Annotated in this window: 10 protein-coding genes; 2 read left to right on the top strand and 8 right to left on the bottom strand. The window is 72.0% G+C overall.

All coding sequences use genetic code 11. The features are described from left to right. The first annotated feature begins 35 nt into the window (after nt 1–35). Nucleotides 36–617: a T3SS (YopN, CesT) and YbjN peptide-binding chaperone 1 gene (locus RT2_RS15590; protein WP_072845707.1), complete on the top strand. Its 582-nt coding sequence runs from the start codon at nt 36–38 to the stop codon at nt 615–617. Between the two features lie 61 nt (nt 618–678). On the opposite strand, the gene RT2_RS15595 is transcribed toward RT2_RS15590, so the two are convergent. The 5 genes from RT2_RS15595 to RT2_RS15615 form a co-directional block, all read right to left on the bottom strand. Next, on the bottom strand, nt 679–1,782 hold the full coding sequence (locus tag RT2_RS15595) for a type I restriction endonuclease (RefSeq protein ID WP_255312543.1): 1,104 nt from the start codon (nt 1,780–1,782) through the stop codon (nt 679–681). 123 nt (nt 1,783–1,905) lie between these two features. Next, the gene (locus RT2_RS15600) at nt 1,906–3,318 is read right to left on the bottom strand and encodes a sensor histidine kinase (RefSeq protein WP_072845709.1); all 1,413 of its coding nucleotides are present in this window, start codon (nt 3,316–3,318) and stop codon (nt 1,906–1,908) included. After that, the gene (locus RT2_RS15605) at nt 3,315–4,028 is read right to left on the bottom strand and encodes a response regulator transcription factor (protein WP_072845710.1); all 714 of its coding nucleotides are present in this window, start codon (nt 4,026–4,028) and stop codon (nt 3,315–3,317) included. Before RT2_RS15605 ends, RT2_RS15600 begins: the two co-directional genes overlap by 4 nt. A gap of 79 nt (nt 4,029–4,107) precedes the next feature. Next, on the bottom strand, nt 4,108–4,785 hold the full coding sequence (locus RT2_RS15610; protein ID WP_072845711.1) for a phosphatase PAP2 family protein: 678 nt from the start codon (nt 4,783–4,785) through the stop codon (nt 4,108–4,110). A gap of 98 nt (nt 4,786–4,883) precedes the next feature. Then, entirely contained in the window at nt 4,884–5,447 is a 564-nt protein-coding gene (locus tag RT2_RS15615; RefSeq protein WP_072845712.1) for a M15 family metallopeptidase, read from the bottom strand. A 239-nt stretch (nt 5,448–5,686) separates the two neighbouring features. Between RT2_RS15615 and RT2_RS15620 the strand changes: the two genes are divergently transcribed. Then, on the top strand, nt 5,687–7,114 hold the full coding sequence (locus RT2_RS15620) for a T3SS (YopN, CesT) and YbjN peptide-binding chaperone 1 (RefSeq protein ID WP_139191257.1): 1,428 nt from the start codon (nt 5,687–5,689) through the stop codon (nt 7,112–7,114). Between the two features lie 48 nt (nt 7,115–7,162). Here the strand turns inward: RT2_RS15620 and recD are convergent, their stop codons facing one another. From recD to recC, 3 genes are read right to left on the bottom strand one after another with little or no spacing between them, the layout of a single operon-like run. Next, nucleotides 7,163–9,061, bottom strand: a complete 1,899-nt coding sequence (gene recD / locus RT2_RS15625) for an exodeoxyribonuclease V subunit alpha (RefSeq protein ID WP_072845714.1) — start codon at nt 9,059–9,061, stop codon at nt 7,163–7,165. Continuing rightward, complete coding sequence (locus RT2_RS15630; protein ID WP_072845715.1) at nt 9,058–12,423, bottom strand: UvrD-helicase domain-containing protein; 3,366 nt, start codon at nt 12,421–12,423, stop codon at nt 9,058–9,060. The genes recD and RT2_RS15630 overlap by 4 nt, the downstream gene beginning before the upstream one ends. After that, complete coding sequence (gene recC / locus RT2_RS15635) at nt 12,420–15,737, bottom strand: exodeoxyribonuclease V subunit gamma (protein WP_072845716.1); 3,318 nt, start codon at nt 15,735–15,737, stop codon at nt 12,420–12,422. Before recC ends, RT2_RS15630 begins: the two co-directional genes overlap by 4 nt. Between the last annotated feature and the right edge of the window lie 47 nt (nt 15,738–15,784).

Raw genomic sequence — 15,784 nt, forward strand, 5'->3', positions numbered from 1 at the left:
GTCCGTATCCCGGACCGGCGCCGGACAGGGGAACAATGACCGAGCTCGACTCCCAGGACCAGCTGCTGCGCATCGACGGCGAGCTCGCGATTGCCACCGAAGGGCACGACCAGCTGCACGCCCTGTGCCTGCGGACCCTGGCCGAGCTGCTCGGCAGCGAGCCGGACGTCGACGAGGACGGCGACATCGCGATCCCGGTGCACGGCTTCGTGGTCTACGTGACGGTCGCCGACGACGGCCCGCAGCTGCACGTGTGGTCCTCGATCCTCACCGGCCTCGGTGACCGGGCGCGCGCCGCGGAGGCGCTCACCGACCTGGCACTGGAGTGGCCGCGTCTGCGCTTCGTGTTCAGCGACGACCACCTGCTGGTCTCGACGATCCTCGACGCCGAGCCGTTCGCCCCGCAACACCTGATCAACCTGGTCGACGAGATGCACGAGCTCACCCACGACCTCGACGACGACCTCGCGGCGCGGTTCGGCGGCACCCTCGACTGCGACACCGAGGACGACTCCTACGCCGGCGGCTGCGGGGGCTGCGGCGACGACTGTGACTGCGACTGCGGCGACACCGACGAGGGCCACCTCGACATCACCGCGGTGAACCCCAGCAAGTAGCGGCTGCCGCGTGCGACCGGGACCCCGCGCGGGTCACCGGTCGCGCGGCCGGCTCGTCACATCACGCGTAGTTCCGGACGGCCTGCCTCAACTCGTCGGCGTGCGCGTAGAGGTGATGCGGCGCCTCGATGTCGCGCCGCACGCCGTCCTTGCCTTCCGCGAATGTCATCACGAACTTCGTGCTCTTGCTGTTGAAGTGCAGCCGCGCAATGGGTTTGCGATTGTTGTCGTCGAGCAGGATCGCGCAGTACGACTTCGAGTCCCGGTAGACCACACGGTCGGGCGCGACCTCGCTGCAGACGATCGCTCGGACGATATTGAATGCCTCCAGTTCCTCGTCCGTCGTGACTATGTCCGAGTCGACAACGATCTCGTCGAGATTCGTCGAAGCTGAGGCCCCATTGTCGGCCGGCACCTGTGCCACGACCGGGCTCTCGATATTCGCCGCCGCGAATGGACGGGCGTCCTCCCCCAGCGCCGCCTTGAGTCGGTCGTTCACCTGGTCGTTGATGTACTGCGAGACCGCCTTCGAGACCAGGACGCGGAACTGGTCGACAATCTTCTGAGTCGCCTTGCCCTCGTAGACCCGAGTGGTGAAGAACCTGACCCAGTCGTCGTTCGGTTCCTTGACCTGCGCTGACAGAATCCGACGAATCTGCCCGACATATTTCAGGCCTTCGGCGGCATCGATGACCGACACCACGTCGAACGATTCCTTCGAAAGCTTCTGCATCTCAGGGATCAGAGTCTTGTCGACGTCGAGCAGGTCGAGCACGAGAAAAGGCTTCTCGTCCATCCTGTTCGGAGCATCACTGTCCGTGAAGACGTGGTACTCCTGACCGTTCGTGAGGATCGCGATGCGGGCAGAATCCACCACGCCGAAGTACCGGAAGAGCTGCGATGCGTGCTTCGGATTGAGCGGGTCGCCGATCCTCTTGCACTCGATCAGTATCTGGACAACGCCGTCCTTCGCGATCGCATAGTCGATCTTCTCACCCCGCTTCAGTCCGACGTCCGCAGTGAACTCCGGGATCACCTCCGCCGGGTCGAACACGTCGTATCCCAGCACCGACGCGATGAACGGCATCACGAACGCATTCTTCGTGGCCTCCTCGGTCTCGATCGAAGCCTTGTGTGCGGCAATCTTGTTCGAGATTGCGTACAACCGTTCCGAAAAACTCATTGCGCCCCCACTCTCGTCCGGTGCCAGCTAGCAGGAGGCTACGTCGAGTAGCCCGGGAAAACGCGCAAACGGGCACCGATACACGCTCAGTCGTCTACCCAGTCGTCAGCCGTCCGACGGATCACCTGCCGGAGAACCGACCGGCACCCGCAACGTGAACACGGTGGCGTCGGCTACCCGCCGGACGTCGATCGTCCCGCGGTGCAGCCGCGCGTTCTCCAGCGCCAGCGACAGTCCGAGCCCGCTGCCCTCGCTGCGTCCACGCGCGGTGTCCACCTTGAAGAACCGCTCGAAGATCTCCGCCCGGTGCTGCTCGGGCACCCCGGCCCCGTGGTCACGCACCTCGACCACCGCCTCGTCGGCCTCCCGCCGCACGCTCACCTCGACGGGGTCGGCGCCGTGCCGCAGCGCATTCCCGACCAGGTTCGCGACCACGACCTCCAGCCGGCGCGCATCGCCTTGCACCGGCACCGGCGCGGTCGCCGACACCGGGACCCGGTCCTCCCAACCCCGCGCGGTCAGGGTGCCGCGGACCAACTCCGCCAGGTCCACCTCGGCCAGGTCCAGCCGTGCCCGGCCGACGTCGTGCCGCGACATCTCGATCAGGTCCTCGACCAGCCGCGCCAGCTTGTCGATCTCCTCGCCGACGATCCGGGCGGCCGCGCCGGTGTCCGCGGGCAGCCGGTCCGCCTCCTCGCGGAGGATCTCCCCCACCGGCACCAGCGCCGCCAACGGGGTCCGCAGCTCGTGGGAGACGTCCGCGACGAACCGGCGCGACTGCGACTCCGACGCCGTCAGCCGCGTGATCGCCGAACCGTGTTGGCGCATCATCTCGTTGAACGTCTCGGTCACCCGGGCCAGCTCCGTGACGCCCACCTCCGGCAGCCGCACGTCCAGGTCGCCGGCGGCGGCCTGCGCGGCGGCGTCGTCCAGCCGGCGCAGCGGCCGCACCAGCGTCGAGGCGATCCACCAGCCGAGCAGCCCGCAGATCACCACCCCGGCCGTCAGCGTCACCGCGACGATCCGGATCAGGCTGTCGAACTTCTCCTGCACCCCGACGAGCGGCCGAATCGCGTACGCCTTCACCAGTTCCCGCTCCGGCCCGGCCCCGGGGTACGCGGTGTTCGTCACCTCGAAAGACATGCCCAGCAGGATCCGCTGGGAGTCGAGCCGCTGGAACCGCACCAGCCGCACCGAGTCGAGTCCCGCGGCGAAGCTCTCGCTGATCTGCGAGGGATCGACCGAACCCCGGCGCACCACCTGCCCGTCCACCACCGCGGTGACGTCGCCGGGGACGAACTGTTCCAGCTCGGCCGGGTCCGTGGTGTCCACCTGCGCGCCGTAGAGGGGGGCCATGTCGTCCCGGAACTCGGCGATCGCCACGTCCTGCGCATTCGTGTACACCCAGGACCGCGCGGCGATCGCCAACGCGACCGCCGTCGACCCCGCCACCACGGCCACCGCGATCACGAACACCAGGACGAAGCGGGCCTTGAGCCCCCCGAGCCCGAACCTCACGGGGACGGCACGAATCGGTAGCCGAACCCGCGGACGGTCTCGACGATCCGCGGCTCGGACGGGTCGTCCTCGACCTTCGCACGCAGCCGCTGGATCGCCGCGTCGACCAGCCGGGAGTCGCCGAGGTAGTCCTGGTCCCACGCCGAGGCAAGTAACTGCCGGCGGCTGAGCACCTGCCCCGGATTCTCCGACAGCACCAGCAGCAGCCGGATCTCGGTCGGGGTGAGGGCGATCAGGACGCCGTCGCGGCGCACCCGCAGCGACCGCCGGTCGATGTCGAGGCCCGCGCCGCTCGCGGCGGCGGGCGCGGGAGCCGGCGGTTCGGCCGCCGAGGACGGGGCGGGCGCCGCGACGGCGGTGCGCCGGAGCACCGCCTTGATCCGGGCGTCGAGGACCCGCGGCGTCACCGGCTTCACCACGTAGTCGTCGGCACCCGCCTCCAGGCCGGCGACGGTGTCCACGTCGTCGGAGCGGGCGGTCAGGATCACGATCGGCACCGCGCTCATCGCGCGCACCCGGCGGCAGATCTCGTAGCCGTCGGCGCCGGGCAGCCCGAGGTCGAGCAGGATCAGGTCGGTCTCGGCGATCGCCGCCGACAGGTCGGTGTTGCCGTCGGCCAGGTGCCGGACGTGGTGCCCCAGTCTGCTCAGCCCGAGCCGCATGGCCTCGGCCACGGCCGGGTCGTCCTCGATGAGGAGAATGCTTGCCACGTGTCGGCCACCTTCGTCGAGTGCGCTACTGCCGCTGGTCACGATGCTACCGCCGCCCGCGCACCGAACCCCGCCACGCTCACCGCCGGCCGTCGACGGTCAGCCGTTCCTGGCGCGGATCGGCCAGCGGGCCGAGCGACTCGGGAACGCTGTCCGACGCGTCGGTGGTGGTGATCGCGGACGCGATCAGCGTGAAGCAGCCGACGATCAACAATGCCCCCAGGGCGTCGCTCGGCCGGTGCCAGCGCAGCACCACCACCGTCACCGCGGTACCCATCGTGAGCAGCGCCGTGTTCACCAGCACCACCGGCCGCCACCGCCGCGGCGTCACCAGCACCGCCGTGCAGCCCACGGCGGCGACCACGGTGAGGGTGCCGCTGGGGAACGAGTTGTGCATCACCAGCCCGTCCAGACTCGGCCGGTCCAGCGACCGTTTGAGCCACCAGGCCGTCACGATCGGTCCGCCGGTGACGACCGCCACCCGCGCGGCCAGCCGCACCGGTTGCTCCTCCATCATCACCAGCAGCACGACGAGCACCCCACCGACGAGCAGTAACGGGACGATCATCCCCACGAACACGGTGGAGAACCCGAAGGCCGACGAGGTGGACGCGCGAACCATCAGGGCCTGGTCGACCACCTGTCCCCCGGTGGTGCGGACGGCGAGCCCGAACACGAGAAGGCCGGCGACGCCCAGCGCGAAGGCGGCCGAGAGCCGCTGGGGCCGGACCCGGACACGGCGGTTGAAAATGTTCATGCCACCGAGGGTGCCGACGCCCTGTCACGACGCCGCCGCAACAGCGCGCCACCCCGGACACGGATTGTCACGATGTCGTGACAGGGCTGTCGCACGCGTCACCCGGCCGAGGCGTCGGGCAGCTGCTCCGGGCAGCCGCCGTCCGGGGACCCGACCAGTTCGAAGTGCCACATCTCGTTGACGTACACCTGGCACAACCCGTGCGCGGCGCCGTACCGGATCATCCAGTCGGCGGCCGCGGTCGGTCCGATGTCGACGGCGGTGCCCGCGACGTGCCGGGAGAGCTCGGGCGTGCTGACGAGACGCCGTGCGGCGTCGAGGCTGCCGTAGACGGACACGGCATCCTCGAGCAGTTGACGCTGGTAGTCGGCCGAACGCCAGCCCGAGGTCACCAGCAGGCTGACCCCGTCGTCCCGGGCCTCCCGCGCGGCGGCCTGGATCGCCGTCAGCAGTACGGGATCGAGGCGGCCGACGGCGGGCACCTGCACGTCGAACGGAGTGACGCGGTCGCCGTCGGCGATCCGGCCGGTCTCCCCGGGATGCGCGGCCGTCGGCGGCGGCGCCACGACCGCGACGGCGCCCTCGGTGGCGGCGCAGGCGGCGGACAGCGCCGCCACCGCGAGCAGCGGAACGAGTTGTCGGGCAGGAGGACTCTTCTTCATGCCTCGACCGAAGCGGTCCGATGTCACCGCCAGTCGGCCGCGGCGCCACCGTCGTGCCACGATGTCGTCACCGTCCCGGCCGAGCCGTGTGACGTCCGGCGACTCGAGGCATCCCCCAATCAACGCGCGACTATCCCCCACCATGTCGCCGCCGCGCGCTACCGTGTTCTCCTCACGACACGTGACGCTGGCGGCGCCGAATGCGTTGGGCCAACGGGGATCAGAATGAGGTGGAGACCATGTCTGAATTCAAGGGTTTCGACCAGACCGTCGAGCATGCGTGGACCTACTTCGCGGCCAGCCTCGCGACGCACCTGCGGGAGATGCGCGACGGCGACCGCCTGGTGCTGACGCCGGCGGGCGCGATCGTGGACACCCCCGCGTACCTGGACTTCCTGGGCCGGGGCGACGGGTCCCTCGCCTGCGAGGTGCCCCACAACAGCGGTCACGGCGCACTGCTGACGATGACGGCGGACGGTGAGGCCCTTCTCGCCGACCTGGGCTGGCGGCCGCCGCTCGACTCGGCGACGGACCCCCACTACACCGGCCTGCCCGCGGACGAACTGGACGACTGGGTGGCCCGCTCGGTGACCGTCCTGCGCGAGGTGTGGGACGTGCCGCACCCGGGCTTCCTCGCCGCCCAGACCACGGGCAGGCCCGCCACGCTGGCGTTCATCTCCGCCGACGAGACGGTCGAGTACCCGGGCTACCCCGACCCGATGACGGCCGTCGTCCCGCGCGACGACGCGCACCTGCGCGAGATCGTGTCCGCGGTGGCGGAGGACCTGACCGGCAACCGGCCCACGCTCGACGAGGACGGCGACTACGTGATCCGGATCGGGTCCCGGCTGGTCTTCCTGATCCCGCGCGCACAGGACCGGATCCTGCGGATCTGGGTGCCGCTGCTCTCCCGGATCAGCGGGCGCACCCGCACCTCGGAGCTCATCGGGGACCTCAACGCCTGCGCGCCCTACGTCAAGGTAGTGCTCCGCGAGGACCAGGTGAACGCGACCATCGACATCGTCGCGTCGCCCTTCGTCCCGGAACACCTGCGCGACATGCTCACTCGGCTGACCGGATTCCTCGAGAACTTCGACGAGCAGTTCGCGGACCGCTTCGACGGTGTCCTGTTCGGCTGCAACGACTCCGACGACGACTCACCGAACTCGCCCGCCACAGACGACAGCGACTACGACACCTACCTCGACGGCGAGGACGCCGACGGAGCGGAGGCAGAAGCGAGTGAACCGCTCCCGCCCGCCCTGCTGACGTTGATGCAGCTGGACCCGGACGGCACCGGCGCCCTGGACGCGGCCTCGGTCGCCGAGATCTGTGGACGCGACCGCGACACCATCCTCGACTTCATGCGCATCACGTCCGAGCAGCAGATCGAGTGGGTCGACTCGGCTGACGCCGCACGCGCCGACGGCGAGGCGGCGGACGTCGCGGCGTGCGAGCACGAGGCCAACGGCTGGGCGGCGACCCTCGAGTCACTGCGTGCCGCCCTCCGCCTCGTCGCACTGCCCGCCCCCGCCGGACCGGCCTCGCACCCGCAGGTGCCCGGCCAGATGGAACTGTTCGACGACGAGGACGCCGACGCCGAAATGGACACGGCCGGCCCCGGCCCCGCCGCGCCGGAGGCCACCCTGTTCGACGACCCGGTGTAGACGCCCGCCGGCCGCGTCGGAGCAGGGAGACGCCCGACCGAGGTGGCCTCAGACCGACCTGACCTCCGCCAGTTGCAGCCCGCTCGCCCGGAGCACCTGCTTGCTCACCCCGGCCCGCACCGACTCCTCCGTCCCGATGATCCGGACGTGGTTCTGTGCCCGGGTGATCGCGGTGTAGAGCAGTTCCCGGGTCAGCAGCGACGACTCCTCACCCGGCACCACCACGGACACCGTGTCGTACTGGCTGCCCTGGCTGCGGTGAATTGTCATGGCGTACACGGTTTGCACTGCCGCCAGTCGGCTCGGGTGCAGCAGGAACGGCTCGTCGCCACGCGCGAACGCCGCCACCAGTTCCCCGTCGGCGCGCCGCACCACGACGCCGGTGTCGCCGTTGTAGATCTTGGTGTCGTGGTCGTTCGCGGTCACCAGCAGCGGCTGCCCGGGGTACCAGCGGCTCGGGTCCAGCGCGTGTCCCGACGCCTCGGACACCCACTCCATCGACCGCCGGGCCCACCAGCTCACGCCGTACTGACCTCCGCGATGCGCGCACAGCAGCCGGTGCGACTCCGACTGCTTCAGCGCGGCGGCCGCGTTGCCGGCCAGCGCCGCAGCGGTCACCGCCGCCGAGGTGGCGACGACGTCGCCGCGGACCGCGTCCCAGTCGTCCGGTCCGACGAACGAGACGGCGTCGCCCCCGGCCCGCAGGATGGCGATCACCTCGTCCGGGAGTCCGTCCCGCACCGCGTCCGCCAGTCGGCCGATCGTCGCGTTGAACCGTCGACCGCGGCTGAGTCGGACCACCCCGCCGCGCAAGCGGTCCCGATCCTCCCCCCTGAGCGCCGGCTCGTCGTCGTTGCCCGGCGCGGCCAGGTCCGCGCCCACGACCCGCGCCAGTACCGGGTTCTCGGCGCCGGTCGCCGGGCGGGCCACCAAGTCCGCGAGCACCGCACCCGCGTCGACGGAGGCCAGCTGGTCGGGGTCGCCGACCAGTACCATCCGGGTGTCCGGGCGCACCGCCTCGAGCAGCCGGCACATCATGGTCAGCGAGACCATCGAGGTCTCGTCCACCACGATCACGTCGTACGGCAGGTGGTTGCCGGCGTTGTACCGGTACTTGCCACCGGGCCGCCAGCCGAGCATCCGGTGCAGGGTCATGGCCGCCAGGTCCGTCTTCGTCTCCGGATCGATGGCGTTCGTCTGCGCTGCCACCGACTCCTGCAGCCGGGCCGCGGCCTTGCCGGTCGGCGCCGCCAGCCCGACTCGCAGCCGCTCCCCCGACTGCCCCGCCAACAGCGCCAGTACCCGCGCGACGGTATGGGTCTTGCCGGTACCCGGCCCGCCGGCCAGCACCGAGGTGCAGTGCGTCGCCGCGACGGCCGCCGCGAGTCGCTGGCGGTCCGGCGCCCGGGTCGGCGCACCGTTCTCGCGGAACAACGCGTCCAGATCCTCGCGCAGCCGGACCTCGTCGACGTCAGGATGGGTCTGCGCCCGCTCGTCGAGCAGCTTCCGGACCGTCTGCTCCTGCCGGAAGTACCGGTCCAGGTACAGCAGCTCGCCTTCCGGGGACTCGACCAGTCGCAGTGGTCGCAACGGACCGTTCGGACCGCCGAGCACCAGTGGACTGGCCCGCAGCCCCGCGGCGACGGCCGCCTCGTCCGGCCACGGCAGCGTCGCGGTGTCGATCGGCTCCGCGCCCTCGTCCGCGTCGTCGCCGGTCCAGATCTCCTCGACCGGGAAGTCGCGAATCTTGTTCAGCTCCAGGCACACCGACCCGGACCGCACCGCCCGCACCGCCAACGCCGTCGCCAGCAGCACCGGTTCGTCGTGCTCCCCGGCGAGCGTGCCCAGCCGCAGCGCCACGTGCACGTCGGCGGCGGAGAGCATCTTCGCGTCGTTGAACGTCCGCAGCAGTCCCTTGCCGCGCTGCGCCACCCGTGCGTCGGTCACGCCGTCACCCCTCTGTCGGTCGAGTCCGTCGCGAGCCCGGCCAGCAGGTCGGACAGCCCGGTGACCAGCGCCGGCGGCGGCGTCCAGTCGAAGACCCCGCAGCCGGGCGGGGTGTCGGGGCCGACCATGCCCCGCACGAACAGGTACTGGGTTCCGCCCAGGTGCACGGCGGGGTCGTAGCCGGGCAGCCGCCACCGCAGATACCGGTGCAGTGCAACGGCATACAACAGCGCCTGCAGCGGGTAGTGGGCGCGCATCATCTCCGCGGCCATCGCGTCGCGGGTGTAGTGCGCGGTGGTCAGGTGGTCCCCCTGCGCCAGCCTGTTGGTCTTGTAGTCCACCACCACGTACCGCTGCCGGCCCGATGCGTCGCCGAGCCGGAGTACCGCGTCGATGCTGCCGGTGAGGAACCCCCGAAGCTCCGGCCGGTCCAGTGTCAGCAGGTGGTCCGCGTACTCGTGGAGCGCGTCGCCGACGGGCAGATGGGTGCGCAGCAGCGCCACCAGTCCGTCGAGGGTGACACCGGGCTGGGCGTCCTCACCGCCGGCCAGCGGCAGCTCGAACTCGAGTTCCGGCAACCGGTCCTGCGGCGACAGGTCCGCGAGGGTCACCCCGGTCCCGTCGCCGAGCGGGGTCCGCAGCACCGGCAGCAACGCGTCGGCCAGCTCGCCGGGGTCCACCGCGGACAGCTCCGCGGCCACGGCCTCCCGGCAGCAACGCAGCAGTTCGGCGGCCAGGTCGGACGCGCCGGTGTCGACGATCTCGAGGACCGCATGCACGAGGGTGCCGAACACCGCGCCGCCGGGCAGTCCGTTCATCGTCGAGGCGATCCCCGCCGGCTCGGCGTCGCCCGCGAGCACCAGCGGCGGCGTGTCGGGTTCGTCGACGGTCTCGGTCTCCTCCGGTTCGCTGCCGGCGCCGGGTGCGTCGTGCGCGGCGGCGGTCAGCGCGCTGTACGAGGTGCGCCGCCAGCGGTCGTCGAGGACCCGCTCGAATCGTGCCGCGTCCAGCTTCCCGGGTTCGCCGCGCGGCGGGGTCCACGACGCCGCGGGGATCGGGTCGGCGCCGACGGCCTCCACCGCGACCGCAGCGGCGCCCGTCGACAGCACCGGCGCCCCGGCCGCCCACCGGTTGAGCTCGTCGGCGATCACCGGGTCGGCCGGGATGCTGACCCGCTGCGGCACCTCCAGCTCACCGGGCTTGCGGCCCAGCAGCATTCGGTGCAGGGGCGCCCCGCCGGTGGCGTAGGCCGGCGCCCACCACAGCACCAGCTGGCACTTGGCCCGGGTCATCGCGACGTACAGCAGTCGCAGCGACTCGCCGGACTCCTCCTCGTCGTGGACCCGTTTGCGGTCGCGGTAGCCGTCGCTGTCCTCGCCGCCGACGTCGAGGATCCGGCGTCCGTCCCGGTCGTGCAGCAACAGGGTGTCCGGGTTCGGCCGCTTCGCCGCGTCCCAGCCGAACGGCACGTAGACGACGGGGTACTCGAGGCCCTTGCTGGCGTGCACGGTGCAGATCTGCACAGCCGCGGCATCGCTGTCGAGTCGACGGCTGCGGTCGACGCCACCCGACTTGGGGTCGCGCATCCGGTCGGTGAGCCAGCGGGTCAGCGCGGTCAGCCCGAGGTTCTCCTCGACCGCGGCGGCGTTGAGCAACTGCCCGACGTGCCGCAGGTCGGTCAGTTCGCGTTCGCCGCCCTGCCTGGACAGCAGCCTCTTCTCGAGTTCCCACCACCCGGAGAGCCGCTCGAACAGCGCCGCGAAGCCGGAGTGCGTGAACACCTGCGCGAGCTCTCGCAGTTTCCCGCCGACCTCGGCGACCACGTCGTCGCCACCAGCGGCGGAAAGGAGGTCGAACTCGGCCACCGTGCGCCCGACCAGCGGAGTGAGCGCGGCCAGGCGCACCCGGTCCGCGCGGTGCGGCTGTTCGAGCGCGTGCAGCAGCCACAGCCAGTGCTGCGCCGCGGGGGTGACGAACACGCTCAGCCCGCCCGCCAGCACCGACGGCACCCCGGCCCGGTCCAGGGCGTCGTGAACCAGGGTGATCTGGGCGTGGGTGCCCGCGAGCACCGCGATGTCCCCCGGCGCGACCGGCCGGGGACCGCCCTCGACCTCGAGGGACGCGCCGCGGCCCAGCAGCGCGACGACGTCGGCGGCCAGGTCCGCGGCGACCCGGGAGCGCAGCGGACCGACGGAGGGGAAGCCGCTCTTGCCGACGGGTCCGGCTCCGCCCCGGGGCAGGTACCGCAGCCGCAGCGGCGCCTCCCCCGCCAGCCGGGACTCCGACTTCGCCGACTCGACGGCATGCACCACGATCTTGTCGTGCCCGAGTGCCGCGCCGTGCTGCAGGTAGCCCAGCGCGTCGAGCAGTCCTGAGTCGCTGCGCCAGTTGACCGTCAACTCCTGCTTGCTGTTCGCGACGTCGACGGCGGCGAGGTAGGCGAGCACCTCGGCGCCGCGGAACGCGTAGATGGCCTGCTTGGGGTCCCCGACGAGCACCAGCGTCGAGTGCCCGTGGAAGGCGCTGCCCAGGATCCCCCACTGCTGCGGGTCGGTGTCCTGGAACTCGTCGACCAGCACCACCCGGTACCGCCCGCGGACCCGGTCGCAGGCGGCGGCGCCGTGCTCGGGGTCGGTGAGAACGCGATGCAGCAGCTTCGGCAGGTCGTCGAAGTCGCGCAGCCCCGCCGCGCGTTTGCGGACGTCCATCTCCGTACGCACCGCGGCGGCGAACTCGACGGCGTCGCCGGCCGGGGTGCCCTCCGCCCCGTCCGGCGCGAGCACGGCCTGCGGGTCGAAGATGGCGGCGCGGGCGGCCTTGCGGGCGGTACCGGGGTCCAGGCTGGGGGTCTCGGCGGCGCCGAACATGCGCAGGTACAGGTCGCCGATGGATTCGGCGATGAGGTCGTCGGCTTCCTCGACGAGCACCGCCTCGGGGTCGCGCTCGCCGGCGATGCCGAGCCCGTCGAGCACCCGCTGACAGAAGCTGTGGGTGGTCGCGATGGTGGCATCGTCGAAGTCCGAGAGCGCCTGCAGCAGTCGTCGTCGACGCGACGCGACCTCGTCCGGCGTGCCGGTGGCCAGGTGCGCGGCGAGCTCGTCCGTCCCGGCGCGCGCGGCGGCGGGGTCGGCCAGAGCCGTTGCGGCAGTGGCGAACCGGTCGCGGGCGCGTGCGCGGAGTTCCTTGGTCGCGGCCCGACTGAAGGTGACCAACAACAGCTCGGAGAGGTCGGCGTGGCCCTCGGCCACGAAGCGGGTGGCCAGGCCGACGATGGCGTAGGTCTTGCCGGTGCCGGCGCTGGCCTCGAGCACGGTGGTGCCGGTCGGCAGCGGGCCGAGCAGTTCGAACTTGGTGGGGCTCATGGCGTCTCCAGCGTCTCGGCGGACAGCAGTGGCTCCCACAGTTGCCGTGCCGCCATCCCGAAGACGGTCGGCTCCGGGCTGCCCGACGGCGCCGGGCGTGCGGTGAGGACGCTCAGCGGCGCGGAGTCCCCGTAGACGTAGCCGATGTGTCTGTCCTTTCCGTCGCCGAAGTCGCCGCCCCACTCCTTGCCCGCGTAGGTCATCGCCTGTTCGACGGACCGGCCCTGGAACCTCAGCTCCGCGTAGGCCGCGGACGACGCCGTGGCGATCGGTGCCAGCACGTCGAGCCCGCGGTCCCGCAGCGCGACCAGGCGCACCAGGTGTGCGAGGGCGTCGTCGGGCGCGACCAGCGTCGACTGCTGCACCGGCGCCCGGCCCCTGCCGCGGCCGGTGGTGACGGCCCGCCACCGCTCACCCTCGGGGGGTGGTCCGGACGCGGCGAGCGCGAGCAGGTTCGCCCACACCGGCAGCCGGTGCTTCGGGGCGAGCCTGGAGAAGGTGCTGCGCGCCACGACGGCGCCGTACACGCCGCCGACGGTGCCGGTCAGCCGGCGCCCGCCGCCGAGGTCGAGGTCCACGTCCACCGTGGTGGCCCGGCCGTCCCGTCGGCTCGCGGAGAACAGCGAGTGCACCTGCCCCTCGATGTCGGCGAGGGCCCGCCCGCCCAGGCGGGCGGGCGGCAGGGTGCCGCGGCGCCATTCCGCGTCCCGAAACTCCTCGACCGACACCCCCGCCAGCCGCGCCGCGAGCATCCGTTCCCCGACATTCCATTTCGCCAGCGGGTCGAGTTCGAGGTCGAGGGCGTCGGCGAGGTCCTCGTCGAGGTCGGGCACCCGCAGGCCGAGGCGCTGCCGCAGGAAGGCCTGGGTGGGGTGCACCAGGAACGCAATCAGGTCCGCGAGATCGACGGCTTCGGGTTGTTCCGGCCGCGGGTCGAGCGGCCGTGGCAGGAAGTCGGTTTCGGCCGCAGCCGGGTGTTGCGCGGCGCGGGCCCCGGCCAGCGCGGCGGTGTCGAAGCTGAACGGCGACCCGGGCGCGAAGTTGCGGGGGTCGAACGGCTGCAGCGGGTGCCCGTGCCTCACGACCGACTCGCTGGCGTCGGCCCCGACCATCTGCTCGATGACGTCGGTGAGCTCGCTGAGCGGGATCGCCGGAGCGCGGCGGGACCCGGTGACCGGGTCCTTACCGGTGTAGAAGAGCAGCAGCCGCTCGGTCGCGGACATGATCGCGTCGAGCAGCAACTGGCGGTCCTCGCTGCGCGGGTCGCGTTCCCCCAGTCGGGGACTGCGGGCCAGCACATCGTCGCCGTCGACGCCGGCGCCACGGGGGAACACCTCGTCGTCCAGTCCGAGCAGCACCACCACCCGGTGCGGCACCGACCGCATCGGGACCATGGTGCACACGGTCAGCTCGCCGGTGCGGAAGTTCGTGCGGCCGGGCCGGCCGGCGAGCCGAGTCGCGAACAGGGCCCGGACGTCGGCCAGCCGCAGCGTCGGGTCGCCGCCCTCGCCGCTGTGCTCCACGGCTCCGGCCAGTTCGCGTCGCGCCTGCCCGAGTTGCCATGCGTCGGTGGGGCTCACGTCGACGAGCAGGTCCAGTGCCCGGGCCAGGTTGGCCGACCACTGCGCGGCGGTCTGCGGACCGGCGAGTCCGCGCAGCGCCACGTCGAGCCGGTCGATGTACTCGGCGAGCCCACCTGCCAGGGTGATGTCGTTGCTCTCCACGTCGTCGAGCGGCAGCGCCAGTGAGAGCCACTGCGCGTCGGACTCGTCCGCGGCGGCGCCGAGGAGGATCCGGTCCAGCGCGGTGCCGAAGGTGTTCTGCTTGAAGTCGCCGAGCCCGAACGCGCCGCGCTGACGGGGCCCGATCCCCCACCTGGCGCCGGCGGCACCGGCCCATTCCCGCAGCCGCTCCAGGTCGCTGTCGCCGAATCGGAAGCGACGCCGGACCGGTTCGGTAGCGGCGAGGTCCAACACGGAGCTGGCGGCGACCCTGGCGTCGGCAAGACCGAGCAGCGTGGAGACGACGGAGAGCACCGGGTTGGTCTGGTGCAGGGCGCGGTCGGCGAGCCGGACCCGCAGCCGGTGGCCCGGATGCCCGAAGGTGTTCTGGCCGTACGGGTCCTGACCGAACGCGGCCCGCACCAGCGGGGCGTAGGCCTCCACGTCGGGACACATCACCAGCACGTCGCGCGGTTCGAGCGTCGGGTCGTCCTGGAACAGGTGCAGCAGGCACTCGCGCAGCACCTCGACCTGCCGGGCCGGGCCGTGGCAGCCGTGCACCTGCACCGAGGTGTCGTCGGCGGCAAGTGGAAACGCCACCGGCGGACGGTCGGCAGCAAGGTCCCCCTGGATCCGGCCGAGCAGGGTGTCGGCGGGCGGGGCGGGCGCGGGGTGGTGGACGTCGACGAGGTCGAGTCCGGCGATCCGGGCCTGCAGTTCGCGGACGTCGCGGGCCAGGCTGGCGAGCAGCGGATGACCGGCGGCGAGCGCGCGGTCGTCGTCGGCCCGGAGCGTCGGCTGCGAGGCGCCGTCCAGTTTCGTCCACATGGCCGGACTGGGATGCGGAATCCACAGGTGCACATCGTGGTTCACGCCAATCGCGGACAACACCGCGATCTGGTCGGCGCTCAGCCGGGTGGGGCCGAACAGCGACAGCCGGCCGGGGAGGTCGAGCAGGCCCGGTTCGGCGCGCAGCCGGGCGCACGCGCCGTCGAGGCGTTCGGCGGGGCTCGGGGAGCCGATCCGCGCACGCAACCGACGCCACAGCTGCGGCTGCCAGAGTTGGTCGTCGTCGAGGGGCTCGGACTTGTCGTCCCCGGCGTCGACGTCGCGGCCGTCCGCCCAGGCGACGAGCATGCCGGGGCGTTGCGCGCCGTAGCTGCGGAAGAGCCCGGCCAGGTGCGCGGCGGTCGCGTACCGACGGCCCGCCCGGTGATCGTCGGCGCCGTGACCGAGGTGGCGGGCCAGCACCGCGCACCACGGCTCGTCGAGGCTGTCGTCGATGACCGCGAGCAGGGTCCACAGCACCCGCGCGGGGTGCCACGGATCCGCGTCGGCGTCGACTCCGGTGGCAGCGGCCAGCGCCGCGTCGACCAGCCGGGCGGGCGACGGGAACTCGATGTTGGCCGCCACCCCGTCGCCGTCGCGCGCACCGAGCGTCATCGAAAGTCGTTGGGTGAGCCAGCGTTCGACGCCCTTGGCCGGGACCGCGACCACCTCGGCGGCGAACGGGTCCGCGAGCGGCACGGCCAGCAGCTCGGCGAGCGCGGCGGCGAGGGTGTCGGAACGTTCGGCGCGGTGCAGCGTCAGCATGTCCCGGTCCTCCCCAGCGTCGGGTCCACAATGTCCAGCCTAAGAAA

Origin of the sequence: Rhodococcus tukisamuensis NBRC 100609, from assembly GCF_001894985.1 — a bacterium.
Lineage (GTDB): Bacteria > Actinomycetota > Actinomycetes > Mycobacteriales > Mycobacteriaceae > Rhodococcus_G > Rhodococcus_G tukisamuensis.